Raw genomic sequence first — 26,071 nt, 5'->3', positions numbered from 1 at the left:
AACGGGCCCGTTAGGACGATAACTTCGTATTTCTCAAGGATACTAGCATCAACAATTACGATACACGCTTAAATAGCTAGGCAACGTAATCTATCGCAAAACGTGATGCTGACAAAAAAATGGAAAGGAGAGATATATAATGAGCGCAAATAAAATGACCAAATGCACTACAAATTGGGATACGAAGTTGTTCTTAATCGCTGGCGTTTTTATGCTAGTAAATACGGTGTGTTTATGGCTCAGGCATTTTTCAGGATACCAGATGTCTTTGCTCTGGGCTGCAGTTCCAGCGATCATCGGACTTGCTGCAAGTGTTTTAGGCATTCTCAAGTTATATCCACGAGTATCTATCCAAGCTCCACTATATGCCAGAGGTGGTGCTTACTTCGCTTATGGTTCTAGTGCATCGCTGTTGATTGCTGCGATATGGATATTTATCTCTTCTGTGTTTGGTGAGGGTATTTCGGATAGTCGGTCGTTTGGCTTTTCGTTGCTTATAGGGAGTTTTATGATATGCATGGTTTTGTCTTTTATTTTCAATGCTGCCGCGTTTTTAGTTAATCGAGTTACTCGTAGTATCGGACTTTTACTGCTGATCCCGGTTACTTGTTGGGGAGCGATGTTTGCAGTAATTATTACTCAAGGCTTTAATGCTGGTTTATCGTTAGATTTTTATACAAACGGTGTGATTGGTTGTGCGTTTCTTCTTATCGCATTTGTGACTGCGAAAACAGGCCAGGCCATAATACGTTAGCTTTTCCTTTATGCAATACGATGAAGCTTTGTGCGCTTCTGGTTTTTATAACACTGAGTTGATTACTCCAATATATTCTATCGTTCATTTTATGTTTATAATGATAGTGTATTTTAAATGTGAATTAAAAATAATAACTAGGTTGTTTGATGACTAAAGAAGTAATATTTGTATTTTTAACTATGGTTTCTTTTCTTTCTGATGCAAAGATATCAATAAAAATGGCGAATGATTCTGAAAAAGAAGTTGAAATAAAAAATACTATACATGCTCTCGTAGGTGAATATGATATAGAGCACTGGATTTATACTAAAGATATACTGGTGAATGAAAGTGCAAGGGTACCACACAGCCATCCTATACTAACCATGAATACGGCTGATGCATATTTAAAAAGTGACATGAAAGTGTTATCTACCTTTCTGCATGAGCAATTTCACTGGCATGTGGTATTGAACGGGAAGGGGACGATTGATGAGTTTCAAGGTGCAATTAAAAAGGAGTTTCCTAAAGTCGAGTATCAAAGGCCATTGGGTAGCGGCACCGAAGGTGGCACCCTGTCACACTTACTTGTTTGCTATTTAGAGTATCGAGCAATGTCTTCCCTGATCGGTGAAAGTAGCGCTAGAGAGTTACTTCAAGGCAATCCATACTATACATGGATTTATAAAACTATCTTAGATAAAGAAAACCACCCAAAGCTGGATAGGCTTATTGAGGAGCTTAACTTGACTATTTTTACGAAAGACAAGGCGGCAGCGAATAGCTAAATAGGGATGTTCGATAGGTCGCTCAGAAGAGCGTCCAGAGAAAAAAAGCCCTGAGTAAATTCAGTAAAATAGGGAGTGGCAGTGGTTACAAGGGCTACTCCCTCAGCGTTTCAAAAAGCGTTAACTAGGTACGTTAATACTGGCCAGATGAAAATGGTTTGAAGGCTATGCGTACAAAAAACGCCATTTCAATATTCCAATGAGCCTGCAGACCCTTCACAGGTTAATTCAAGACCTTAATAATTCAACCCGGTTACCTGTCAAACTACTTGTTTCAGGTTAATGTTCAGACTGCAAACTCTCCATATTAGTAATAAATCGCAACTCGCCAGTGTACGGGAAGTTAAATTTTCTATATTAATCAATATTAAGATATACCAATAGGAAATCACGTCGCTTCGATAAGTGTGCGCGTATCACTTGGGGTTTTGCAAATAGTAACTGTGCTGGGTAATGTTAATTGTGAGGCTCTTCTTGTTGTCTATATGTTTAATTTAATTTTTTTTGTTAGGTGTTTTGTTTTTATGCTCACTTTGTTAGCATCTTGCGGTTGTTGCAATATTGCGAACAAGTAAAAAATACAGGAAATCTTTAAGCGCCTTGCTTAATTAATGAGCAAAATATGTATACAAAAAAACACTATAAAATGCCAATTTTGGCCTCTGCGATTGCGTCGATAATGCTAACAGGATGTGGTAGCTCAGAGTCACACGAAGAACCAAAAAATAATAACCAAACAATTGTTGATCAGGGGGTTACACCTACTGCACCTGATAAGGCAACACCGCAGCCAGCGCCTGACAATCAAACACCAGAGCCTACACCTCCAGTTGTCACGATATCGGGCCCTAGTGACGTTCAAGAAAAAGCGGCTTTTAGTTTGACGCTCAGTGCCCAAGACGATGGCGAAATTAAATCCATTGCATGGACCCATGATGCGAGTATCGATCTTGAAAAGGTAACGGATAACACTGGCAACGCGACGTTTACCGTACCTGATATTAATCAAGATCACGTCGTCAACTTTACTGTAACTGTTATTGATGACGAAGATGAAAAAGTTGAACAAGTACACACAGTTAACATTAACCGCATCACAGAAAGCCTAACGGTTCAAGGTGTTGTCACAGATAGCCCAATTCAACATGCAAAAGTTCAGCTTGTCGCAGGTGAGCAGCATGTTGACGTTATTGCTAATGAAAAAGGTGAGTATCTTGCAACTATCGAAGTTGACGAAACTGAAGTCGATGAAATGCTCAAAATTGTCGCTTTGGGCTCTGATGCACAGCCGGAAGTTGAGTTTGTTTCTCAACTTGGCACCATTGGCGCGCTAAAAGCACAAGCGGGTGATGATGGCGTGTTAAACAATGAGGAAAACTTTTCAGTTAACGTGACCAATGTGACCACCGCTGAATACGCACTGTTGCAGCGCACAGGCATTGATTTGGTGAGTGATGAGCGTCTAAATGATGCCTTACAGGCTGTTGATGGAGAGTCGATGTTAACACTGGCGACGCTTATTAAGGTGATTGTCGACTCTGAAAACTACTCGTTACCTGAAGGCGTATCTTCGACTTTAGCTTTGGTAAGCAACGAGGAGAAAGCCAGCGAATTTGAACAAATGGTCAAATCAAGCAATTCGGCGTACTTCTCTGAAGTTAAGAAGCAAATACTGGACGATAAAAACCTAACGTCTAATGCAGTGGTGTCTCTTCAAGGTGACTATCTGCTATATCAATCTAAATATTACAATACATCTGCTTATCATTTGTCCCTTGATGAAAATGGCCAAGGTAAGTTTGTCGCTGAAACTGCTGTAGCGGTGAGCAAGCTGAGTTTGATAGATGGGTTGTCAGTGATGGAGCTTGAAGAGCCGGTAACTCTTTATACTTCCCGCAGAGTAAAAAGGGATGAGAACGGTGCAGAGGTAGTTGATGAGCAAGGCAATCGGGTTTACGCATCGGTTGTACATAAATCATCTAAATTATCGATAGATACATTACGGGCAAGCAACGGCTCAAGTATCATTGAGTTGAATACACATACTCAAGAATTTGTTGATGGTGAACTAAACCAAGAAGCACAGCTTGATACTCTAGATATTTATCGGCTAATGGATAAGCAATCTATCCCTTCATTAACTGCTGATGAGGTAGCGGGTAAAACGTGGTTGATACAGTTATTCGACAGAGATTTTGTATCGCAAGACCAAACTATCAAACGCTATATGTTCAATGAAGATGGTAGCGTTACTTCAAACATTGCAGGTGAAACTGCAACATGGCAATTGCAAGGCAATGCTTTAGTTGTCAGTATTGAAAGCGGAGAAGGGGCAAAAGTTCTTCAATTATGGCCTACAAATGCAGGCTCTATCGGTGTGACTTTGGTTGCCAAAGAAACGCACAAGGTTGACGACGAGAATGAGCGTAGTGTGTCATATGGCGGAATTATGGTTGCAAAGCAGTCTGATTTGACGGTAACTGCTGAGCAGATTGCTGGACGATGGACTGGCTTTATCGGTCGTACACAGGCTTTGCATGAACTTCGAATCTCAGAAAAGCTTGATGTGAGAGTAGGAGCTTCAGGGTCAACGCGATACCGTCATGGCAAGTTGGAAAACAACCACTTCTATAGAGAATATTTTAGAGATAACCTCTTCCGGGTATGTGAACAGGTAACGGAAGGCTGTGAATTAACTGCGTATATGGAATATGAGTTTTTGGCTGTAGAGGGAAGTGATTACTTAGTCTATCGCCGTATGGTCGAGCAAGTGGGCACTGAGCAGGAAGGTCAGACCCGTGAAGGTATCTATCACTACATTTATACACCAGAATATACGTATAAGCAGTTCTCATCTGAAATGCTGAGTGATTTCACACGATTTTATGTTGAATCAGAGATGGGAAGCTCGCCAACAATTGAAATATCTCGAGAGCAGGGGTTCAACAATGACGAATTCATCAGCACAATTACACGAAACAATGCTAGCTACCCAGTGCAGATTGTAAATGGCCTTCTTCAATACTCTGATGGCGATACTGAAATGCAAGTATCTCTACTTGAAGAGACTGATAATTTTATCAGTGTATGTGTTTATGAACTTGAAGCAGGTTGCAGCGACGATAAACATCAGACTTGGTATACAAAGCCCGGTGCTGTGCCCCGGCAAAGAAGTCATCTGCTTGACACCACGCAGTTCAATTCTAAGCATTACTCCATCGAGCAAATGATAAATGGCAAAGTGGCCTTCAGACGTACATCCAGTACAGAATGGGATATGGACTATGCGTTGTCTAATGGGAAAATATCCTTAACAGGTGCCCCAGTAACAGATATACCTGACTATTTTCTCGAAGTTTTAAGTAAGGTTGAAATTGAAGAGCAAAATGAAAATGTAGTGTTGACAGTAACCACTGACAGATATTCAGATGGCCAATTGAGCGAGCAAACCACAACGGAAGAGGTTTTATCGAAGATTGACGCTAAGCAGGGGCTAAATGTGTCGAAGGATGAAATAATTGGTACTTGGTCTGTCGAAAAATATTATGAATTCGGTAATGAATTGAGTACTTACCACTTTGAAGATGGAGTGGGATATTCTCTCTCTGAGAATGGAAATCGCAGCGAGTTTACCTGGGATATTGATGGCAACGTTTTAACGCTTACCTTCGACTTTCCATGGGTTTATCGCTTTACTTTGACCAAAAAAGTATCTGATGGATTTCAGTTAATACATCAAATGGGTGATTTACATCAATTGTCTTATTATGCGACGTATTTTAACCATGGTGCAGTGAGCAAAATGACAAAGCAATAGCCCTTTGTTGTATCAGCTGATATAAGTTGTATTCTTGAAGCAACAACTAAAAGCCCTATTTTTGCGTAGCAATATAGGGCTTTTTAAGTTTACAGTGCTCTAAAATTATTTACTAAGCAATTCATTTATATAATGATTGGTGTAAATTAAGTCCCAAAGGAGTATTCACTTAATGATCACTTACAGAAAAGCAAAACTATCAGAATTATCCAATCTAAAATCACTATTATGGAAACACGGTCCTAACGAGTGGAATTGTCTAACCCCTGACGGTGTTGATGATGAATTTGCATTGGTAGAGTGCGCTAGTGCAGAGGCTATGGTGGCATTGGAAGCTGATGAAGTCGTCGGTATGGCTGTTTTGATCGATGGAACATCTAGCCCTGATTACCTTACTAAATATGCAGATTTAGAACATATCTCATTTATAGGGGATGTTGTTGTGTCAGCTGAACACAATGGCAAAGGGATAGCCACACAGCTTTTGAATCACTGTATCGAGTTGGCTAAAGATAAAGGTGCAAAAGCGGTGTTCATTGAAAGGCATGAAGAAAACCTTGCCTCCGCTGGCATGATGAAAAAAGCCGGGTTCTTAGTTGTTGATACGTTTCATGATCCGCAAAAGCGCAGTGCAGGTTCGCAAAATAGTGTGATATTGGCTGTTCACTTCTAGAGCATGTATGCTAAAAGATGACATGTGAGCAGGGGAATACGTAAAGCCGCCTATATCTACAGGCTAAAAAATCAATCCATGGTGTGTTTCGTTTGTATGCTTGTTATTCATTTGGCAGCAAGTGCTGCAGCCAAATGAATTTATTAATAGTTTCGGGTATTTGTAAGGTAACTATGTTTAGCTAAAGCTCAGCTCTTTGGTCAACGCCATCGCCGCAGAACGATTTGGGGCATTGAGCTTTTCTAGTATTTTTGCAACATGGTTTTTTACTGTGTACTGGCTAATTCCTAAGATCATGCCAATTTCACCATTTGTTTTACCAGATGATATCCAGTCCAGTACTTCTTTTTCTCGGTTCGTAAGTGATTGTATAGGGGAGCGAGAGGTTTTGTCATTTTGATAACGAGAAATTTGAGCTTTGTGCAGGTAAGGCAGGACCAACTCAATTAAGTAAGAAGCGGGCGCAGTTCGATTGGAACGCTTGTTGTTGAACGCAACCAGTGTTAAAAAGTTTGAATTTGGATTATCTAAATCATAAATAGTGATATCAGATAATGGGTTTCTATCCTTGCATAAGCTCTTCAATATATTGATGTTTGTGAATTTCTTCACTTTCGCAACAGTGAGTAAATCCTCTTTAAAATCTTGTGGAAATGAGCGTAAGCACTCTGTTTTGACTTCTAAGCTGGATTTATCAATTAAAGCTAAATACAGCTCATCCGATTCGGCAAACGACATCGCTTCTTGAAATACTATTCCATCTAGTGAGCGTTCAATAATTGACGTTTTAAGCAACTCTATTGCTTTAAGTACGCTAGAAAGCTCTTTTGTGCAGCCCAAAAACATATGCATTCTCCTTTACAAATACGATTTCGATAGGCGTATCGACTTTTCTGGTGTTCAGTAAGTACGATTGGTGACGATACCTATTTAATTAATCGTGTGATTAATTAAACATGAACGGCTAATTGATATCAACGAAAAGTGAACGAATTGTGTGGTAAATAAGTGTTAAATTTTAAAAAAGTGTTGTTTTATGTGTTTGTGACGGTTATTAATTTTTTTATATGGTTTATTTTTAAACAAAGTTGCCAAGAGTCTTAGAATTTTAAGTCTATGTTTTTAATCCGATTATTGGGTTCTTAGTATTGCTAGGTCGAGTTTTTAATTTGTCAAGTTGATCTAAGTCAAATGTAAGTAGGTACAAAATAAGTTAATACTTAACGAAAGCGTAAGGCTGTTTAAAACTTCTACAAATGGCTAGTGGGGCTTTACCCCTAATGGTCCAATCAGACTATTCGCAGGGCTATTTTTCGTTTGTTAAACTGCGAGTCATGATTGCAGGGACATAAAAACACCATGATAGAAAAATTGAGACAGCCGGCAACTTGGCCGCTTTATTTCACTTTGTTGATTTACGCGACTCTAATTTGGATGCAAGGCTTTTCAAGCGCGATGTTGCAAGTATTGCAGGAGTTCGAAATTGCATTGACTATGGCATTGGGTTCTTTTGTCGCAGGGGGGACCGCACTTGGAGGCGGGGCGGTAGCATTTCCTGTCATGACCAAGGTACTGGCTATTGAGCCAAGTACTGCCAAAGTATTTTCTTTGGCTATTCAAAGCTTTGGTATGACAGCTGCGACAATTACAATATTGTGTCGTCGTATTCCTATCTATACAAATTTAGTTCTACTAGCATTGCCAATGTCGGCATTTGGTGTTGTTTTAAGCTTAATGTTTGTTGCACCTACCGCACCTCGGCTACTGGTAAAGTCTATTTTCAGCTTTTTACTGCTGTGCTTCGCGGTCACTATGTTGTTGCGTTGGTGGCGAAAAGCACATCATCAGCGCAGCGCACAGCGGATTGAACCAAACACTTTGCGATTTATGGTGGTAGCGTTTGTCGGCGGAATAGCCAGTGGATTAGTTGGGTCTGGATCAGATATTGCGTTGTTTGCCCTACTGGTCATTGCCTACAATGCGGATATTAAAAAAGCGACCGCGACGTCTGTGGTTGTTATGGCGTTTACATCTTTGGTTGGCAGCGCCATGAACGCTTGGTATTTAGGTGCCATTACACCTCAAATAGAAAGCTATTTATTGGCCGCTATTCCTATTGTGGTCATTGGGGCACCGCTGGGCGCATATGTTTGTTCGAAAGTGAAAGTTGGCCAACTTGTGAGTTTCTTACTGTTACTTATCGTTTTGGAAGTGTCTTTCACGAGCTACGAATTGTGGTCTGGAAGTGTTCTAGTCTGAGCAAAGTTTAAACATTTGTTTGACTGTAGCTGCGACTTTCTATTTAATTAACCGTGCGATTAAAAAAATAAGAATAGACAATGGAATCAAAGACCACAAAAAAAGTCACACGGGGCCGTCCTGTATGCGAGGTCAAGCAAGCTGAGCAAAAAGCTAAGCTGATCTTCTCAGCCAAGCAATTACTGAATATTAAGTCTTACAGCCAAATTACGATCCGAGATATAGCCTCTGAAGCTAGCATCAACTCGGCAATGATTAAATATTATTTTGGTGGCAAAGAGAATTTATTTGTTGAATTGATAAAGTCTATTGCTGATGAGCAGTTTTCCCAGTTTGAAGATCTGGGGGAGCACAAAAACCCCGTGTATTTATTTATTCGTCGTTTTGGCGAAATTTTGCAGTCTCACCCGGGTATTGTGCATTTGTTAAGCGAAGAAGTTCTAAATAAAACAACGCCTTTAGCTCAGGCTTTTATGGCTGCATTCCCTGCACGAGTATCTAAATTTTTACCACCACTTATTCAACAAGAAACAGGCATTTCAGATACCAAAAAAGCGAAGTTAGCCGCTTTTCAGCTCATTACACTTTTAGTGTCTCCCTATATTTTGAAAACCTTGCGTCAGCAAGCTTGGCAAATAGATGATACCGAGATCCAAGGTGAAGCGTGGGCGAAGGATTTATACCGGCATTTCATATATGGACTTAAGGAGAGTAACATCAATGAGGTGGAATTTTAGCGCAAAAAAAAACCTGCCTATCGCCGTCCTAGTGGGGATAGTACTGGTGTTGTTAGTTGTAAGATTAACATCATCGACCAAACATAATGACATTGAAGAAGTTGGCCAACTTGCCCAGTATCAAGTACTCACCATGCAGGCTATCAGGCCTGAAATTGTGGGGTATGGCAAGGTAACACCAAATATTCAGCTCAATAGCCTTGCGCAAGTGTCGGGGGTGGTAACTTATTTGCACCCGGCATTAAAAAAAGGAGAAATCTTCAAAGAGGGCACTTTGTTGATAGAGATTGATGACAGTGACTATCAATTGCAGTTAGCCAAGTCAGAAGCGGGTCTAGCTAGCGCTGAAGTTGAACTGGCTGTTAAGCGAACGGCGATAAAGAACAACCTACTAGACATCAAGCTTAGCGAGCACAAATTAAAAATTGCTAGCGATGAGCATAGGCGTTTAAAACGTTTATTTGACAACGCTAGCGTGTCTCAAGCTGAGCTGGATAAAGCACAACAAAATATGCTGGCACAGCAGCAAGAATTACAGCGCTATGTAAATCAAAAAAACGTACTGCCACTGGAAGTAAAAGCACTGCAAGCTCAGGTAAAAAAAGCCCAGGCGGATGTTAATAAAGCGCGTATAGACATAGAGCGCACAAAAATTCATTTACCATTTACTGGCCGTATTCACCAAGTCAACATTGAAAGAGCGCAGCTGGTGACCAAGGGCACGAGCTTATTCCGTGCCAGTGACATCAAAAAAGTGCTGATCAATGCACAATATACCTATCAAACGTTTAACCAGTTCTCAAGCTTTTTCAATCGGACTCCGAGTATGCAAACTATTTCCGAGCGTGGCATGGCAAGCTACTTGAAAGCGCAGGGATTAGAGGCAAAAGTTGAAATACTTGCGCAACCAGGTGTTTATTGGAAGGCATCAATTGAAAGGCTCAGTGATGAAATTGATCCTCAAAGCCAGACGGTCGGCGTCGTAGTGTCAATTAGTGACAGTTACAAACAAATTGAATTAGGTGAAAAGCCGCCACTACTTGCAGGGATGAGGGCAAAAGTAACCTTGTCGGCAAGTGAGCAAGATTTTGTTGTTGTACCTAGGTATTTTATTAGAGATGGTCATGCACTTATTGCGAGTGATGATAACAAATTAACTAAGGTATTATTACGCGGGGCAATAAAGCAGTCTGGTAGTTTTTTGATTGATAACCCCAAGCTAAGTGGCGCTAGACTAATTACAACCGATTTGTTCCCTGCAATTGAAGGTACTCGATTGAATTTAACAGCCTCTGAGCAACTCAGTGATGTTACCGATAGGGAGCGTCATCAATGATCCGTTTTTTTATAGCTCACCCAACGGCGGCAAATATATTAATGATGTTGTTTTTGGCCATTGGCCTTTTCAGTTTGCCACAGATTAAGCGCGAAACTTTGCCGCAAATTGAGACTTATCAAATCGATATTTTGGTTCCTTATCCCGGTGCAACTGCAGAAAATGTTGAGCAGAAGATTTGCTTGAGCTTGGAAAATGCATTAGATGGCATTAGCTTCATGGAAGAGCGGCACTGTGTTGCAAGGCAAAACCTTGGCCAAATGACGGTCAAAATGTATGAGCAGGGCAACTTTGAACAGTTTACTACCGATGTGAAGAATGCCATTGATACCATTGATGATTTTCCTTCTCAAGTTGAACAGTGGACAATCCAAGAGCGCGGTAGAACACAAGAGGTGGTGAGCATAGCGCTTGCGTCAAAACACAACGATCTATCCCGTGTAGAGTTGAAGGCACTGGCTGAAAAAGTCAAACAACAGTTACTACGGGACCCAAATATACCCATTGTTGAAATTAATGATTTCTCAAAGCATCAATTGAGAGTCACGGCGTCCCAAGAAATGCTTCGCCAACACGGTTTGAGTATGGAGGAGCTCGGGAAGCGAATAACTGGGCAAAATATTGAATTACCCCTTGGAACACTCAACACGGCTTATGCAGATACTCAGATCCGCTTAATGGACGAAAGGAAAGACACCGAGGCGCTCAGTGATATTGTTGTTGCGTCAGGGACGCAAGGCAACGATGTGACCATAGCTGATCTTGGCCAAGTTCAAGACATGTTTGAAAAAGATGAAAATCGAATTTATTACAATGGCCGTCAAGCAGCCATTTTAACGGTTAAAAAGAATTCTGTAGACGATAGTTTGCGAGTACTACAGGCGACAGAAGCTGCATTGGCTGATGTCAGATTGAACTTACCTGACAGCGTTTTATTAACATTAACGAGTGACAATACCAGCTTAGTTAAAGACAGAATTTCATTACTGATCAGTAATGCGTGGCAAGGATTACTACTCGTGTTTGGCGTGATGTGGCTATTTTTCTCGTTCAAATATGCATTTTGGGTGGTGATGGGCTTACCTGTATCATTCTTAGCAAGCTTTTTTTTAATGCTGCATTTTGGCATCTCAATCAACATGCTCTCTATGGTAGCTTTGCTACTGGCACTCGGTATTTTAATGGATGATGCCATTGTGATCGCTGAGTCTATTGGTACCAAAATAGAGCAGGGCTTAGCCGTAAAAGAAGCGGTGTTGCAGGGCACTATGGTGGTTTTGCCAGGAGTTATCTCTTCTTTTGTCACAACCTTGTGTATTTTTGTTGGTTTAGTGTTTATCGAGGGAAATTTAGGACAAATTTTAAAGGTGATCCCAATCGTGCTTATCTCGGTGATCACGGTATCACTGATAGAGGCGTTTTTAATTCTGCCAAATCATTTAACTCATGCGTTGCAATCTAAAGCTAAAGACACGGCACTATCGAAAAAAGTGGTGGTGATCCGCAGTCGATTTGAGAGCAAATTTAGGCATTGGAATGATGCAATCCTTGGCTTAAATAATCGCCTTATTAAGTACAGGTATTTGGTGATTGGAAGTGTGATTGCGTGCTTTTTGTTTTCGTTGAGTATGTTGGTATCGGGCACCTTAAAATTTACGGCGTTTCCCGATATTGATGGCGATGTACTGCAAGGGCGGCTGTTGATGCCAAACGGCACCCCGTTTGAGGTGACTCGGCAATCAATGGCAAAGATTGAAGCTGCGTTACAACGCACCAATAAAAAGCTTAGTGAGGGCGAAGAAGCGCAGTTGGTACAGGCTATGACTATCACCTACGGTGAAAACCCTGACTACCAAGATCATGGGGCGAATTTGGCATATATATCTGTTGATTTACTGAGCGCAGAGCAACGAAATACAAGCATCCAAACCTTTTCTGATATGTGGCGAGCGGAGCTTGGAAATTTGCCAGAAGCACTGGCACTGTCCTTCAAAGAGCCAAAACTTGGCCCGCAAGGTCGTGCGATTGATATTCGATTGATGGGTGAGGACACCACTGAACTTGTTCATGCGGCCTATGATCTAAAGAATTGGTTAAAAGGGTATGACGGGGTGCAAAATATTACTGATAACTTGCGGCCAGGTAAGCCCGAATATACTTTAACTTTAAAGCCAGGCACGCTGGAGCTAGGGATTAATTCAGCTACGATTGCCAACCAACTAAGGCCTGCATTTCAAGGGACCAAATTGCTGGAAACGCATATTGGACTTGAAGACTACGAAGTAACGGTCAAGTTGAGTGAAACCAGTATGGATGAGTACAGCGACTTTGATAACTTTCCAATTATTCACCCGGCTTCTCGGGTGGCTATTCCCCTTTCTGCATTGGTTGATATTGAACAAACGCGTGGCTTTGCGGTGATAAATCGCATCGATAGCCTGAGTAGTGTTTCTGTGTATGCAGATGTTGACAGTGATCTCAATACGGCGTCTGCTGTGGTTCAAGATCTGAAAAAGCAGTTTTTATCTGACCTACAAGCGCATTATCCAAGTCTGATATACAGCATAGAGGGGGAGGTTAAAAACGCAGGGATAACTCAAAACTCAATGCGTCGAGCAATGCTTTTGGGCATGATTGGCATATTCTTGCTACTCGCACTGCAATTCCATAGCTATGTTGAACCTCTTATTGTGATGGTTTCAATTCCACTTGCAATGATAGGGGTCATTTGGGGACATTTTATTATGGGGATCAACTTCTCTATGCCGTCGCTCATGGGGTTTATTTCACTTGCGGGCATTGTCGTAAACGACTCTATATTATTGGTTCAATTTGTTAAAAGCCGAGTAAAACAAGGAATGAGCGTACATGATGCTGCCGCTCAGGCAAGCCATGATAGATTTCGTGCCGTGGTACTCACGTCTGTCACAACTATTGCAGGGATGACTCCTTTATTGTTTGAAAGCAGTCTGCAGGCTCAGATATTGATACCACTGGCGACCAGTATTGTTTTTGGCATTATGGCATCCACATGCTTGGTGCTTTTGGTATTACCATGTCTTTACAGTATCTTAGAAGACTTTGGTGTCGCAAAGCCACACACTTCCCATAAGTCAGTTCACGTCTAAGCATTTTGCGTGCATATATAGCGCAGTACGATATGCACGCGATTGATCTTCATATTTAATTCTGCGCCGGCTATGGCAAGGGGGACGCCATCGAGATACTCGATGTTAAGTAAGCCCTCATTAATTGATAAGCCAGTTTTAACTATGAGTTCGTTGTGGCGGGCAAAATCCTAGAGCGTATTTCAATTTGTTTTGATTCTGAGCTGGGGTTTTAACTATCAATAAATGAGCCTTTAAGGAAAAAAAGAGCCCTTGACGGGCTCTTTTGGCTTTCACGCTTGGGGTGTGCGCCGTTTTATGTGAGATGGCTAGCTTGGCTGTGTGAGTTGGGCCAGTGCTTGAAATAGGTCAATGTCGGTATTAAGTAATGTTTCTTTGGGTATGGGTAACTTTAGTGCAATGATTTTCTTTGCGGCCATAAACTCTTTGGCGCAATTGATGCAATCTGCGGCAATGACTTTACCTTGTTTGAGGTACCACAGTGACAGTGCTTGCTCGTTGCATTGACGTAAAATGGTTTCGTCATAACCTTGATTAAGTCCGGCAATTTGAATTTTACAATCGAATTGATCAGACCAAAACCAAGGCACTGCTGTGACAGGTTTATGTTTACCGCATATCGTCGCGGCGGCTGTTTTTGCTTGCTCTAGAGCATTGGGCACGGATTCTATCCTAGTGGCCAATCCACTATGATGCTCTATACCTATTGTGCAATCGCCTGCGGCATAAATATTGTTATCTGTGGTTTGACAGAGTTCATTAATGACAATTCCGTCATTTTCAATTAATAACCCTGCACTTTTTGCCAGCTCGACGTTGGTTTTAGCACCAATTCCAACAACCACAATATCAGCAGGGATCACTTTGTCTTCGCATAACACGGTACTAACGGTGTCTTTGCCCTGAAAAGCAATGACGTTGGTATCGGTGAATATTTTTATGCCATTGCTTTTATGTAGCTTGTGATAAAAGGATGAAATACTTTGAGCTGTCACCCTAGCCAATAGTCTTGATTCCCGCTCGATAATAGATACATCATGGCCCATTTTCTTAAGCACCGCAGCCGTTTCCAATCCGATGTAGCCTCCACCGACCATGACAATTCTACGTTTATTCGGTTTCCCTTTTTCGGAATTTATTGATGCGGATAGCTTTTCAATATCTTTGAGGGTTTTTATATAAAAAACATTGTTAAGATCAGCTCCCATGCAGTCCGCTTTCCTTGCGCGGCTGCCAGTACAAATTAATAACTTGTCGTAACTTAGGCGCTCGCCGGTTTGTAACACAATACTTTGTATGGCGGGCTCGATACGCTCAACACGCGTATTTAATTTTACTTCGACGTCGTCCTTTCTATACGCATTTAGCGGCCGGATAAGTAACTGCTGGGCACTGACTTTGTTTTGTAGATAGGTTTTTGACAGTGGTGGGCGATGATACGGCAAGCTGTCTTCATCGGTTAGTAATATGATCTGACCCGTCCATCCTTCTCTTCGTAAGCTGGTACACGCTTGGGCGCCCGCATGACCTCCACCGATAATGACACACCTTTGCATCTTTAGCTCCTTTAGTATTGCGATTTTGGTAAGTGGACTTGCAAGCCATGATGTTCATCTGAAACCATAACTTGGCAGCTTAGCCTACTTAGATCCTTTGGCTCAGCAACCAATTCCAACATATCGCTTTCATTGCTGTTGGGTTCGGCAATTTTTCCTTGCCAATCAGTCGTCAAGTAACAGTGACAAGTGGCGCAGCTACCTGAGCCTCCGCATTCAGCTTCAATGCCCTCGACCATATTTTCCATGGCAGCTTGCATCAATGATGTGCCATTTGGTACATCTACCTTGGTTTCGTTCCCTGCAAAATCTATAAATGTAATCTCAGGCATAATGTTGTCCTTATACGGTAAATTTAGTGATCTGATTTATTTCGTCGAGAATGGCAGCTGGATCCGCTTCAAGTTGGCTATCCATGGCGGTGTTCCAGCGGTTAAGGAAGCCACAAATGGCAATCACAGCAGCAATTTCAATTACAGCCTCTTCTGAGTAATGTTTGCCCAATGTCTCGTAGTGTGATTTTTCAAGGTGTGCAGGTGAAGTACTGCATGCAAAAGCAAAGCGCAGTGCAGCACGTTCTGCGTCATCAAAAAGCACGTTTGTTTCAAATTCAAATGCCGCCAAAACCTTAGCTCTATTGACGTTTACACGACTGGCGATGTGAGAAAAGTGGCCTTGGCAGTATTGGCACCCCGCAGCATTACTACTGATGGTTGCAATTGCCCATTTAAGCTCGCTGTTAATGTGCTCGAATCTACTCAAACAGCCAAATAGTTGTCCAAATGCTTGTGCAAGCATTGGGTTTTTAGCCATGGTGAGAATGCCATTTGGGATAAACCCAAGATTGTTTTCAATAGCTTGATAGATTGGTTCCAGATGTGGCGTTGCAGCTCTTTCTACTGGAGTTACCAAATGGTTATTACCCTGTTTCATATTCCCTTGTTTCCTAACTTAGTGATCATGCCAACAAAGTAAGTTTTTTACTCATTGCTGCCTATAGTCCGTTCGGACCAAAGGGATAGTCCACTGGGGCTATGTTGTAAAAAACTAGATAGCGATAGAGTTTTTATAGGCGAACGAATTAAGCACAAGCACACAGTCAAGGTTGCTTGAGTTGAGTGCCAAAAGAAAATCTGCCTGATGATACGCAAAACCAAATTTTGGTTTTGAATGTTTTTTGAGGGTTAACAATATTGCCAGACTAGATAGGAAACTAGGATGATTGAAGAACTTATTGAATTTATAAATCAAGACTTACTAGAAGGGGCGGCACCCGATCTAGATCAACATACCCCATTACTGGAACTTGGAATTTTAAACTCTTTATCCATGGTCAGGCTGCTCGCTCATGTTGACCAGCGTTATGGTGCCAAAATCCCAGAGCATGATATTACGCCAGTACACTTTGAAAATATTGAGACCCTATGCGCTTTAATCAAAGTGTTAAGCACTGAGGAGCAAAGCCAGACACAAGAAGCAAGCTCTGAGCTAGACCGCTTAGTTAAACTGCAGCAAAGCTACGGTATTCAAAGTGAATTGGTGCAAGCGGGCAGTGGCTTTAAACAGCATACATTACGCGTCAAAGGAGACGGTCCTCTGTGGATTTTGCTTCCAGCATTAGGTAACCCTTCGACGTCTTGGTCTTCTACACTGCGCTCCGTTCAGGGACGTCACAACGCTGTTGCACTTGATTTAGCAGGGTTTGGCCTAAGCGAGAGTGAAAACGACTCTCCTTCATATGTTGACCACGTAGAATATACGTTGCAATATCTTGAAACACTGGAAGAAAAAGATTGGGTATTGGTTGCGAACTCTGCCGGCAGCATGATTGCAACGGAAATTGCTAGGCGCCACCCTGACAAAGTTAAAGCATTGGTCTGCACCGGATTTGGTTTGGTTGAAGATGTAGAGAGCTGGTGGGGAGATTTGAAAAAAATGTCTGCTAACCCCGAACAGTTTTTGGCCGCAGCGTATTACCATCCACCAAAAATGACACCAGCTTTGGAAGACTTGCTAAATGATGTGCTGTCTCGCCCGGCATATCACGCCTTCCTAGATGAATATGCGAAAAAGTCGATGGCAACGACATTTGATAATGTCACTGTTCCGACCTTGTTTGTTGCAGGAAACCACGACCAAATTATTCCACCTGAATGGAGCGAAAAAGCCGCCGAAAAACTTGAAAATGCCACTGTCACTCGGTTATCTCGATGTGGTCACTTTTCGGCATCTGAGCGTCCAGAAGAGTTTGTCTGGGTTGTTGAAGACTTCTTAACTAAGGTGGACATGGCATGAGCGAATTTAAGAGTTACGATGTAGTTATTATTGGCAGTGGTCCTGCTGGAAGCTTATGTGGCATTGAATGTCGTAAAAAAGGTCTGTCAGTTTTATGCATTGAAAAAGATGAATTTCCGCGCTTCCATATTGGCGAGTCGCTGACAGGAAACGCTGGTCAGATCATCAGAGACTTAGGTCTGGCAGAAGAAATGGATGCAGCTGGTTTTCCTGATAAACCGGGTGTAAATGTTATCGGATCATTGTCTAAAAACGAGTTCTTCATTCCAATTTTGGCACCTACTTGGCAAGTTAAACGCAGTGACTTTGACAATATGCTCAAGCGTAAGGCGTTAGAACATGGTGTTGAATACCAACAAGGCTTAGTTAAGGATGTGATCAAGCATGACGGCAAAGTTGTTGGCGCTATATACAAAGCTGATGATATGGAACACCAAGTGCGTTCAAAAGTGTTGGTCGATGCCAGTGGACAAAATACCTTCTTATCGAGAAAGGGCATCGCAGGAAAGCGTGAGATTGAGTTCTTTTCCCAGCAGATTGCTTCATTTGCACACTATAAGGGGGTTGAACGTGATTTGCCGCCGTTTTCGACAAACACCACCATTTTGTATTCAAAACAATACCACTGGTCATGGATCATTCCTATTTCACCAGATACTGACAGCTTAGGGATAGTGATCCCAAAAGACCTCTACTACAAAGAATGTAAAAACCCAGATGATGCTATCGAATGGGGAATGGAAAATATTAGCCCAGAGATCAGACGTCGCTTCCAAAATGCTGAGCGTATCGGTGATTCTCAGTCCATGGCTGACTTTTCATACCGCATTGAACCCTTTGTTGGTGACGGCTGGCTGTGTATTGGTGATGCGCACAGATTCTTGGACCCAATTTTCTCTTACGGTGTGTCTTTTGCTATGAAGGAGGGGATCCGTGCTGCGGATGCAATCAAGCAAGCCATCGATGGAAATGATTGGAAAACCCCATTTTATGCTTATCGAGACTGGAGTAACGGTGGGCAGCAAATTGCAGCAGATTTGATCCGCTACTTCTGGATCTACCCAATTTTCTTTGGTTATCAGATGCAAAACCCTGATCTACGTGACGAAGTTATTCGACTTCTGGGTGGCTGCTGTTTTGATTGTGAGGGCTGGAAAGCGCCAACAATCTTCAGAAATGCCATTGAAGAGTACGATCGCAAGCAAATGGTAGGGTAAAGGAAAAGCACTGCGCTTTTCCTTCTAAGGGAAGGATTGATTATGAACTTTGAGTGGAATGAGGATCAGCTCGAGTTGTTTGAGCATGCACTGAGCTTTGCACAAGACTTAGATTTTTCTAAGTTGCCGCAGGGGGAGTTCCCAATGGATGCATGGCGTGCGCTTGGCGAGTTTGGCTACTTTGGACTACCAATCGACAGCAAGTATTCGCCATCTGGGAGCGGCTTTGACATTTTGACAACGGTCAAAGTCCTAGAAGGCTTGGGTCAAGGCTGCGCAGATACCGGTATTTTATTTGCGGGTGCAGCACACACGTTTGCCTGTGCGATGCCGATTTATGAGCATGGCAGTGAACAATTAAAACAGCAGTTACTGCCTTTATTGGCAAGCGGAGAAAAGATTGCTGCCAATGCGATTTCTGAAGCAGAAGCTGGTTCTAACATCGCAAAGTTAACAACTAAGGCATGGCGTGAGGGTGATTATTACATCATTCAGGGCGCGAAGTCGTATGTGACAAACGGCGGTGTGGCTGACTACTTTGTACTGTATGCCACTACGAATGCTAAATTCGGTTACCTGGGCCAAACCGCTTTTGTGGTGCCTGCGGATTTACCAGGCATTGAAGTAGGGAATAGCTATAAAAAACTGGGCTTAAACTCAGCGCAACTTAATCAAGTTTTTTTCGATGAAGTTAAAGTGCACAAAGATTATGTACTTGGCAGTGAGGGGCAAGGTGCGAGAATTTTTGCCGCGTCAATGGACTGGGAACGTTGCTGCTTATTTGCTTTATTTATTGGCGTGATGCAGCGTGATTTAGAGCGCTGTATTGACTATGCAAATACGCGTAAGCAAGGTGATCAAACCATCAGCAAATTTCAAGCTGTATCTCACCGTATTGCCGATATGGAAGTCCGTCTACAAAGTGCCCGTTTGCTGCTGTACTTTGCAGCTTGGCAAAAGTCACAAAATGTTGATAACACCAAAGCCGTTGCTTCAAGCAAGCTTGCGATCAGTGAAGCTTTTGTACAGTCAGGGATAGACTCGATCCGTGTGCATGGTGCTCTAGGTTATCTGCAAGAAAGTGGTGTGGACTCGAGTATTCGCGACGCATTGGGGTCAGTGCTGTTTTCAGGGACTTCAGACATTCAACGAGAACTTATCTGTAATCGGTTGGGCTTGCTATGAAAATACTCAGTGATGTTTTACACAAGGGACTCTGCAAAGGAGGTGATAACGCACTGGCGGTGGCCGATAATAACGAGTCATATAGCTATGGTGATTTATCTCTTGCAGTGACACAAATAGCCGTACTTTTGCAAAGCAAAGGCCTAAAAGCGGGTGATCGGGTTGGCATTTGGGCTGATAAATCATGTCGCGCTTTAGCTGCTATGTTGGCCGTGACCAAGATGGGTGGTGTATATGTGCCCATTGACCCCATGAACCCCATGGTCCGTGTTGATATTATTCGCACCGACTGCACGATGAAAGCAATGTTTACGACCCAAACGAAATTAGCGCAATATCGCGATACACGTGCTGATGACTGTCTGTTTGTCGTGCTTGATAGTGATGGGGAGCTTAGCGCTGCGGCAACACAAGCCTGTGAACTGAATTCAGTTTGCACTTGGCATGATATAGAAGTTTGTCAGCCCTCGAGGTTTAAAAGCGACTCTGATGTGCGCGCTCACGACTTAGCCTACATGCTTTACACCTCGGGCTCAACGGGCGTACCAAAAGGGGTTCGTATTAGTCATGCCAATGCTTTGGCATTTGTACAGTGGGTGATCGACAAGATCAAACCCATTGCATCTGACAGGTTTTCAAATCATGCGCCATGGCACTTTGATTTGTCTGTACTGGATATTTACGTGGCATTGGCAACAGGTGCGAGTGTGCACCTTGTCTCTGAGCTGGACAGCTATGTGCCTAAAAAGTTAGTTAATTTTATTGCTGAGCGAGAAATTACTATTTGGTATTCAGTGCCAACGGCATTAACCATGATGATGAATGCAGACCCTCAGTTTGGTCAAAAGTGTAAGCAGCTTCATACCATTATTTTTGCAGGTGAAGCTTTTGACACTAAGTCGCTCTCCTTATTGCGAGCGCAGTTTCCCTTAAGTGACTTATTTAATTTTTACGGGCCAACTGAAACCAATGTATGCAGCTACTACAAAGTACCAGACAGTGTACCTGAAGAATTACCTATCGGTTATGCCGCAAGTGGGGCTCGTATCGCCATTTGTGATCAACAAGGTAATGGCGTTGAGATAGGTGAAAGAGGATTTATAACTGTCGTTGGTCCAACTGTTTTTGATGGCTATTGGGGCAAAGAGTTACGCCAGCAAGCAGCATATAACACGGGTGATATTGGTTATATCAATGAATTTGGAGAGTTGATGTATATCGGCCGTCAAGACCATATGGTGAAGGTTAAAGGCTACAGAGTGCATTTGGGTGAGGTTGAACGCGCCTTGTATCAGCATCCTGAAATAAAGGAATGTTTGGTAGAGCTGGATGAAAATAAAAACCTTATCGCGCACATCGCATGTGGCTCCCAGCCCCCGTCATTGCTGACGTTAAAAATGCATTGCGCCAAACGATTGCCGAAATACATGCTACCAGAACATGTTGTTTATTGGGATGCATTACCACGCAATGGTAACGGCAAATTATCGCGTCGAAGCTTATCAGAAACTCGCCCACGGCACGGGAGTAATACTGTGCAAAGTGGTGCGTAACCAGTTTACACAAAGTAAACATTAACCTCGGAATTGTACAAATATCATATGGCTTTATGCAGAGCCGTTATGGCTGTGGTGTGCAGTTCCTTGCTATACACGGAGAGAATTATGAACAAGACAATAGCAGTGATAGGTGCTGGTTTATCTGGTATTGCCGCCGTCAAACAGCTAACAGATGGCGGCCATCAAGTAACTTGTTTTGAAAAAGCAGAAAGTTTTGGAGGTGTTTTCGCAGATAAAAAAATCTATGACGACTTACACCTGACTATTTCAAACTATTTTATGGCCTACTCAGACTATGTGCCCAACCATCAAAAGTTGAAATTTTGGTCAAAAAAAGAGTATATCAACTACTTGGGCGAATATATTGAACGTTTTGATATAGCTAAGCATATTCATTATGACCATGAAGTATGCTGTGTTCAAAAGCAAGGTGATAAATGGCTCGTCACCTACAAGAATGCCGATACCGAACAAACAAAAGAGTTTGATATGGTTGCAGTTTGCTCAGGACATTTCCAAAAGCCTAAGTTACCAGACTTACCTGGTTTGGATATGTATCAAGGAAACATTGAGCACTCGAATGATTATCGCGACAAACATAACTATGCTGGCAAACGGGTATTATGTGTTGGCTTAGGCGAAAGCTCGGCAGACATCACATCAGAAATTTCGCAAGTGGCGAGAAAGTGTATTTTATCGCTGCGTCGGTATCCTGCGGTGGCGCCTCGATATATGGCTTTCCAAGAAGATCCGTACTTCACAATAGATACATCATGGCTCACATCACGGATCGTAAATAAATTACCGCATAGATACCACGGTGGGATCACCAAGGGCATTTTCAATAAGTATGTGACGAGCCGCAACGACCATGTGCGTATTCGCGGTGAGTGGCTGAAAAAGTCCGGACCATCTCATCATCAAGCTGTGACTAAAAATGAACGATTATTTCGTCCTATTGCCGACGGTAAGGTTACGCCAAATATTGGTGGTATAGAACGGTTTGAGAAAAATGCAGTAGTATTTAAAGACGGGACGCGTGAAGAGATTGATGCGGTTGTCTTTTGCACAGGTTATCAGCTGAGCTTCCCGTTTTTGGATGTCAGTATTGCCAACATGCGTGACCTCTACAAACAAATGTTTATACCTGAAATGGGGCATTCACTATCATTTATTGGCTTTGTCAGGCCACAACAAGGCGGCATTCCTGTTATCGCAGAGATGCAATGCCGTTATTTGTCCAAGCTCGCAAGTGGTGAGGCGCAGTTGCCAACACTATCAGAAATGCATGACGTGATTAAGTACGATACGAAACATTGGCAAACTGAGTACAAGATCACACCACATGTCGCTTCTCTTGTGAACTATTGTCACTACATGGACTCAGTGGCGAAGCTGGTTGGTTGTATGCCTCAAATTCCCAGCTTATTTAAAGACCCTATGTTACGTGTAAAGTTGTTACACAATCCGCAGTTTGCAGCCCAATACCGTCTTGATGGGCCAAATAACATGACTCACACGGCAAGAGAATTTTTGCTTAGCTTTCCAAACATAAGTTCCTGGCCGCGAATTATTCATTTTGAAGTGGCACTGGCCGCACAGAAATTATTGTCTCGCTTGCGTTTAGACGGGTTACGCGAGATCAGCAAGTAAATAGTACGAGGAAAGGACATGATTCGATTGTCAGATGAAAGCCTGTGCAATTTAGACGATAGTTTAAGCACGCAAGCGTATAACCTGAGTAACCTCAGCTACCTACAAAAAATTATTCTAGGTACTGATGGAACTGTAACCCAGCTGCTAGAAAGCATTGTTGGGGAAAAAATTGTCGTCGACAAATTGCTCGAAGCGGAAGTTGGAGTAGTACCACATGAAGAAGAGATGCATTGCCAGCGGCGTGTGATCACGCTTAATGGTGACCAAACTGGGTTGCCTTATTTGTATGCAGACTCTTTAGTGTACCACGGCAATATGAATGTGAATTTTTCTCGTGCATTAACTGAAACACGTATTCCCATTGGCAAAGCATGGGAAAAATTTCAAATAGAAACGTATAAGACATTGCTCGCTTGGGGCTTTGAGTATGCAAATGAGCTGTCTCAGCATTTTGCCATAGAGCCCAAAGATCTTGTGTTGTACCGCACTTACTTAGTGTATTCACAAGGTAGAAAAATTTTTCGCATTACCGAGAAATTTCCACTTGCTTGGTACATGCAGTCAGAGCAATTCGACAATCAATTTGCAACACCAGAATTATCAACCTTAGTCAGTGGGATTTGACCAATGAAAAACACCGATACAGCAGAAGCTTTACCACAAAGCAAATTAAATCTAGACGAATTAACTCCGACAATTCCTCATATTTCATTTGACAGTGAGGATGGACAGCAGTTTTTTTGGGGTGAGGATTTTCACCTAATAATCGAATCTCTGTCGAAAAAATATGGAGATATCTACTCGGTAGAAACAGCCAAGGGCCCAATAGTGGCGCTGAATGGTTATCAATATGTACGCGAAGCATTGGTCGCTCAAAACGATGTATTTAATGTTCGAGCGGACTATGAAATTTTGCAAATCGCACCACAAAAGCACTTTTTAGAATTAGAAGCCGGAGAACAGTGGCAGGTCCACCGAAAAGTGTTTGCAAACGCAATGCGTGAGTATTTTTCAACCCGTTGGGACCAAATCGAAACTTGGATGACCACAGAGGTTAACGACATTGCCGCCGTGTGGAAAGCGCAAGGAGATGTATCATTTGACCCCAATCGCGAGGTGTCGTTAAAGCTCGCCAGTTTTTTACATAAAGTCATGTTTGATGATCGCTTTGGTGAATTTGAAGTGAGTATCTTCGATGAAAAGAGTCTGAGTTGGTTGCCCAATGGTTTTATAAACAGCACACGCCATGAATTAATGCCTACGGATTTACAAGAAAGGTACTATCAACAATATGGTGATGCGATCGAGAAGTTTAGCTCTAACCTCAATGGTCTAGATCAATATGTTTCATTTAACGTGAATCGCCGTAAAGAAGACTATGTGGCCGGGGAGTATCGCGATTTATGTGATTATTTGTTCGCAGCGAATGATAGTGTTGATGATGCGACTAAAGCGGGCTTAAATATCGGAGAAAAAGAAATTGTCGTAGGATCTTTAACCCAAGTTGCGGGTGCTGGCGGTGGCGTTGGGGCATTCGCGATGCGCTGGGCCTTGTTATATCTTGCCGCTTTCCCTGAATACCAAGCGCGTGTGCAAAAGGAGCTAGATGAAGTTGTTGGGGATGATGAGGTACCGCTCAATAAGCACAAAGCTGACTTACCTTATACACAAGCATTTATCGCTGAAGTGCTACGTCACTGTTCTATTACGTCTATGCCAGCGGCGAATTATGCAACTAGCAAAGATACTTTGTTAGACGGTTATTTTATTCCAGAAGGCACGCCGCTGGTGATTAATAATTACAGTATTACCCGTGACGAGACGCTGTGGGAAAACCCAGATGAATTTATCCCCGAGCGTTTTTTAGATGACAATGGTGAACTGAGTAAAAAGCAACAGGGCAAGGCATTTCCATTTGGTCTAGGTCAGCGTCGTTGTTTGGGGGAGCTATTTGGTAAGTATATTATTCACACTTTATTTGCTCAGTTGGCACATAAGTTTGAATTTTCTATACCCGAAGGTAAACAGGTAAATCTAAAAGCAATTTCTGGCGTATTTTTAGTACCTGAAGAAGTGGATATTAAAGCTAAATCGAGATTATAGCTCAGCAATAAATTACAAGGCCATCCTACTTAGGATGGTTTTGCATCCATCCTTAAAAAATCATAAAATAAGTGGTTTATTAATATTAATGGTTGTTATACTTTATGATTCGGTTTTTTTCTGTAGTACTTTTTCTCTCTTTCATTTCAATTTCCCAAGCGCACAGTGCTGATAAATGGCTGGTTAATGTCAATGTGGCTGAGTTGAGCGCAGGATATAAAGAAGGTTATTTATTGGTGTCTTTTAATACAGAGGGTGGTAGTAGCGTTTTCACAAATCCTAAAAACTGCGCCAGAGTAAGTGGTAACTTTTTCATAGTTGACCCTAACAATGCCAATGTTGACCATATATATCCTATGTTACTTGCAGCAAAAACAGCGCAACAGCCTGTGAGTATCGCGATTGATGCAAACCACTGTGGTACTAGCGGCTTTGAACATGGCCAGAGTCGTCCGTCTATTGCCCGTGTAAAGTTATAAATTGTTCAGAGTATCAGTCATGTTTGATGATAGCTTTGGTGAATTTGAACTGAGTATTTTCGATAAAAGAGTTTGAGCTGGTTGCCGAATGGCTTTATAAACAACACGCGCCATGAATTAATGCCTACGGATTTACAAGAAAAGTACTATCAACAATATGGTGATGCGATCGAGAAGTTTAGCTCTAACCTCAATGGAATTGTCGTAGGATCTTTAACCCAAGTTGCGGGCGCTGGCGCATTCTCGATGCGCTGGGCCTTGTTATATCTTGCCGCTTTCCCTGAATATCTAGCGCGTGTGCAAAAGGAGCTAGATGAAATTGTTTGGGAGAGCTATTTGGTAAGTATATTATTCACACTTTATTTGCTCAGTTGGCACATAAGTTTGAATTTTCTATACCCGAAGGTAAACAGGTAAATCTAAAAGCAATTTCTGGCGTATTTTTAGTACCTGAAGAAGTGGAGATTAAAGCTAAATCGAGATTTTAGGTTCAAAAACTTACTTAGCGCCCACCGTATATAGGTGGGTATACTAGTAAGAAAATGAA

21 protein-coding genes are annotated in these 26,071 nt (G+C 42.2%); 17 read left to right on the top strand and 4 right to left on the bottom strand.

Going from position 1 to position 26,071, the window contains the following annotated elements; genetic code table 11:
* Window positions 1–139 precede the first annotated feature (139 nt).
* The 4 genes from N483_RS12630 to N483_RS12615 all read left to right on the top strand — a co-directional run bounded on the left by N483_RS12630 (window position 140) and on the right by N483_RS12615 (window position 6,014).
* Window positions 140–754: a hypothetical protein gene (locus tag N483_RS12630; RefSeq protein ID WP_023401478.1), complete on the top strand. Its 615-nt coding sequence runs from the start codon at window positions 140–142 to the stop codon at window positions 752–754.
* Between the two features lie 149 nt (window positions 755–903).
* Window positions 904–1,524 carry a hypothetical protein gene (locus N483_RS12625; RefSeq protein WP_023401479.1) on the top strand — a complete coding sequence of 207 codons (621 nt, stop codon included), beginning with the start codon at window positions 904–906 and terminating at the stop codon, window positions 1,522–1,524.
* 622 nt (window positions 1,525–2,146) lie between these two features.
* Window positions 2,147–5,341 carry a hypothetical protein gene (locus N483_RS12620; protein ID WP_023401480.1) on the top strand — a complete coding sequence of 1,065 codons (3,195 nt, stop codon included), beginning with the start codon at window positions 2,147–2,149 and terminating at the stop codon, window positions 5,339–5,341.
* Window positions 5,342–5,513: 172 nt separating this feature from the next.
* Complete coding sequence (locus N483_RS12615) at window positions 5,514–6,014, top strand: GNAT family N-acetyltransferase (RefSeq protein WP_023401481.1); 501 nt, start codon at window positions 5,514–5,516, stop codon at window positions 6,012–6,014.
* A gap of 177 nt (window positions 6,015–6,191) precedes the next feature.
* Here N483_RS12615 and N483_RS12610 read toward each other — a convergent pair whose 3' ends face one another.
* Complete coding sequence (locus tag N483_RS12610; protein ID WP_023401482.1) at window positions 6,192–6,860, bottom strand: helix-turn-helix domain-containing protein; 669 nt, start codon at window positions 6,858–6,860, stop codon at window positions 6,192–6,194.
* A 513-nt stretch (window positions 6,861–7,373) separates the two neighbouring features.
* Between N483_RS12610 and N483_RS12605 the strand changes: the two genes are divergently transcribed.
* From N483_RS12605 to N483_RS12590, 4 genes are all read left to right on the top strand, one after another.
* Window positions 7,374–8,273: a sulfite exporter TauE/SafE family protein gene (locus N483_RS12605; protein WP_036977227.1), complete on the top strand. Its 900-nt coding sequence runs from the start codon at window positions 7,374–7,376 to the stop codon at window positions 8,271–8,273.
* Between the two features lie 80 nt (window positions 8,274–8,353).
* Window positions 8,354–9,010 carry a TetR/AcrR family transcriptional regulator gene (locus tag N483_RS12600; RefSeq protein WP_023401484.1) on the top strand — a complete coding sequence of 219 codons (657 nt, stop codon included), beginning with the start codon at window positions 8,354–8,356 and terminating at the stop codon, window positions 9,008–9,010.
* On the top strand, window positions 8,994–10,346 hold the full coding sequence (locus N483_RS12595) for an efflux RND transporter periplasmic adaptor subunit (RefSeq protein ID WP_023401485.1): 1,353 nt from the start codon (window positions 8,994–8,996) through the stop codon (window positions 10,344–10,346). Before N483_RS12600 ends, N483_RS12595 begins: the two co-directional genes overlap by 17 nt.
* On the top strand, window positions 10,343–13,474 hold the full coding sequence (locus tag N483_RS12590; RefSeq protein WP_023401486.1) for an efflux RND transporter permease subunit: 3,132 nt from the start codon (window positions 10,343–10,345) through the stop codon (window positions 13,472–13,474). Before N483_RS12595 ends, N483_RS12590 begins: the two co-directional genes overlap by 4 nt.
* 308 nt (window positions 13,475–13,782) lie before the next feature.
* On the opposite strand, the gene N483_RS12585 is transcribed toward N483_RS12590, so the two are convergent.
* From N483_RS12585 to bmp8, 3 genes are read right to left on the bottom strand one after another with little or no spacing between them, the layout of a single operon-like run.
* Window positions 13,783–15,030, bottom strand: a complete 1,248-nt coding sequence (locus tag N483_RS12585; RefSeq protein WP_023401487.1) for an NAD(P)/FAD-dependent oxidoreductase — start codon at window positions 15,028–15,030, stop codon at window positions 13,783–13,785.
* Window positions 15,031–15,041: 11 nt separating this feature from the next.
* A complete protein-coding gene (locus N483_RS12580) occupies window positions 15,042–15,362 on the bottom strand; it encodes a 2Fe-2S iron-sulfur cluster-binding protein (RefSeq protein ID WP_023401488.1) in 321 nt (106 codons plus the stop codon).
* Window positions 15,363–15,372: 10 nt separating this feature from the next.
* Window positions 15,373–15,963 (bottom strand): tribromopyrrolyl-2-carboxylate decarboxylase Bmp8, encoded by a 591-nt coding sequence (gene bmp8 / locus N483_RS12575; protein WP_023401489.1) that lies wholly within the window; start codon window positions 15,961–15,963, stop codon window positions 15,373–15,375.
* A gap of 285 nt (window positions 15,964–16,248) precedes the next feature.
* Between bmp8 and N483_RS12570 the strand changes: the two genes are divergently transcribed.
* From N483_RS12570 to N483_RS12530, 9 genes are all read left to right on the top strand, one after another.
* Window positions 16,249–17,325 (top strand): alpha/beta fold hydrolase, encoded by a 1,077-nt coding sequence (locus N483_RS12570; RefSeq protein WP_023401490.1) that lies wholly within the window; start codon window positions 16,249–16,251, stop codon window positions 17,323–17,325.
* Window positions 17,322–18,542, top strand: a complete 1,221-nt coding sequence (locus N483_RS12565; protein ID WP_023401491.1) for an NAD(P)/FAD-dependent oxidoreductase — start codon at window positions 17,322–17,324, stop codon at window positions 18,540–18,542. Before N483_RS12570 ends, N483_RS12565 begins: the two co-directional genes overlap by 4 nt.
* A gap of 42 nt (window positions 18,543–18,584) precedes the next feature.
* Window positions 18,585–19,727 carry an acyl-CoA dehydrogenase family protein gene (locus N483_RS12560; RefSeq protein WP_023401492.1) on the top strand — a complete coding sequence of 381 codons (1,143 nt, stop codon included), beginning with the start codon at window positions 18,585–18,587 and terminating at the stop codon, window positions 19,725–19,727.
* A complete protein-coding gene (locus N483_RS12555; protein ID WP_023401493.1) occupies window positions 19,724–21,280 on the top strand; it encodes an amino acid adenylation domain-containing protein in 1,557 nt (518 codons plus the stop codon). Before N483_RS12560 ends, N483_RS12555 begins: the two co-directional genes overlap by 4 nt.
* 111 nt (window positions 21,281–21,391) lie before the next feature.
* Entirely contained in the window at window positions 21,392–22,939 is a 1,548-nt protein-coding gene (locus tag N483_RS12550; protein ID WP_023401494.1) for an NAD(P)-binding domain-containing protein, read from the top strand.
* An 18-nt stretch (window positions 22,940–22,957) separates the two neighbouring features.
* Window positions 22,958–23,566 carry a chorismate--pyruvate lyase family protein gene (locus N483_RS12545; RefSeq protein WP_023401495.1) on the top strand — a complete coding sequence of 203 codons (609 nt, stop codon included), beginning with the start codon at window positions 22,958–22,960 and terminating at the stop codon, window positions 23,564–23,566.
* Between the two features lie 3 nt (window positions 23,567–23,569).
* Entirely contained in the window at window positions 23,570–25,045 is a 1,476-nt protein-coding gene (locus N483_RS12540; RefSeq protein WP_023401496.1) for a cytochrome P450, read from the top strand.
* 104 nt (window positions 25,046–25,149) lie between these two features.
* Window positions 25,150–25,524, top strand: a complete 375-nt coding sequence (locus N483_RS12535; RefSeq protein WP_023401497.1) for a hypothetical protein — start codon at window positions 25,150–25,152, stop codon at window positions 25,522–25,524.
* A 72-nt stretch (window positions 25,525–25,596) separates the two neighbouring features.
* Window positions 25,597–25,941 (top strand): hypothetical protein, encoded by a 345-nt coding sequence (locus N483_RS12530; RefSeq protein WP_155250819.1) that lies wholly within the window; start codon window positions 25,597–25,599, stop codon window positions 25,939–25,941.
* Window positions 25,942–26,071 lie beyond the last annotated feature (130 nt).

The sequence above is a fragment of the Pseudoalteromonas luteoviolacea NCIMB 1944 genome, from assembly GCF_001625565.1.
Taxonomy (GTDB): Bacteria; Pseudomonadota; Gammaproteobacteria; order Enterobacterales; family Alteromonadaceae; genus Pseudoalteromonas; species Pseudoalteromonas luteoviolacea_F.
This window is presented reverse-complemented; position numbering and strand designations above follow the sequence as displayed.

Coding starts and splice junctions, on each gene's coding strand:
- N483_RS12630 (WP_023401478.1), top strand. CDS start 140: ATGAGCGCAAATAAAATGACCAAATGCACTACAAATTGGGATACGAAG.
- N483_RS12625 (WP_023401479.1), top strand. CDS start 904: ATGACTAAAGAAGTAATATTTGTATTTTTAACTATGGTTTCTTTTCTT.
- N483_RS12620 (WP_023401480.1), top strand. CDS start 2,147: ATGTATACAAAAAAACACTATAAAATGCCAATTTTGGCCTCTGCGATT.
- N483_RS12615 (WP_023401481.1), top strand. CDS start 5,514: ATGATCACTTACAGAAAAGCAAAACTATCAGAATTATCCAATCTAAAA.
- N483_RS12610 (WP_023401482.1), bottom strand. CDS start 6,860: ATGTTTTTGGGCTGCACAAAAGAGCTTTCTAGCGTACTTAAAGCAATA.
- N483_RS12605 (WP_036977227.1), top strand. CDS start 7,374: ATGATAGAAAAATTGAGACAGCCGGCAACTTGGCCGCTTTATTTCACT.
- N483_RS12600 (WP_023401484.1), top strand. CDS start 8,354: ATGGAATCAAAGACCACAAAAAAAGTCACACGGGGCCGTCCTGTATGC.
- N483_RS12595 (WP_023401485.1), top strand. CDS start 8,994: ATGAGGTGGAATTTTAGCGCAAAAAAAAACCTGCCTATCGCCGTCCTA.
- N483_RS12590 (WP_023401486.1), top strand. CDS start 10,343: ATGATCCGTTTTTTTATAGCTCACCCAACGGCGGCAAATATATTAATG.
- N483_RS12585 (WP_023401487.1), bottom strand. CDS start 15,030: ATGCAAAGGTGTGTCATTATCGGTGGAGGTCATGCGGGCGCCCAAGCG.
- N483_RS12580 (WP_023401488.1), bottom strand. CDS start 15,362: ATGCCTGAGATTACATTTATAGATTTTGCAGGGAACGAAACCAAGGTA.
- bmp8 (WP_023401489.1), bottom strand. CDS start 15,963: ATGAAACAGGGTAATAACCATTTGGTAACTCCAGTAGAAAGAGCTGCA.
- N483_RS12570 (WP_023401490.1), top strand. CDS start 16,249: ATGATTGAAGAACTTATTGAATTTATAAATCAAGACTTACTAGAAGGG.
- N483_RS12565 (WP_023401491.1), top strand. CDS start 17,322: ATGAGCGAATTTAAGAGTTACGATGTAGTTATTATTGGCAGTGGTCCT.
- N483_RS12560 (WP_023401492.1), top strand. CDS start 18,585: ATGAACTTTGAGTGGAATGAGGATCAGCTCGAGTTGTTTGAGCATGCA.
- N483_RS12555 (WP_023401493.1), top strand. CDS start 19,724: ATGAAAATACTCAGTGATGTTTTACACAAGGGACTCTGCAAAGGAGGT.
- N483_RS12550 (WP_023401494.1), top strand. CDS start 21,392: ATGAACAAGACAATAGCAGTGATAGGTGCTGGTTTATCTGGTATTGCC.
- N483_RS12545 (WP_023401495.1), top strand. CDS start 22,958: ATGATTCGATTGTCAGATGAAAGCCTGTGCAATTTAGACGATAGTTTA.
- N483_RS12540 (WP_023401496.1), top strand. CDS start 23,570: ATGAAAAACACCGATACAGCAGAAGCTTTACCACAAAGCAAATTAAAT.
- N483_RS12535 (WP_023401497.1), top strand. CDS start 25,150: ATGATTCGGTTTTTTTCTGTAGTACTTTTTCTCTCTTTCATTTCAATT.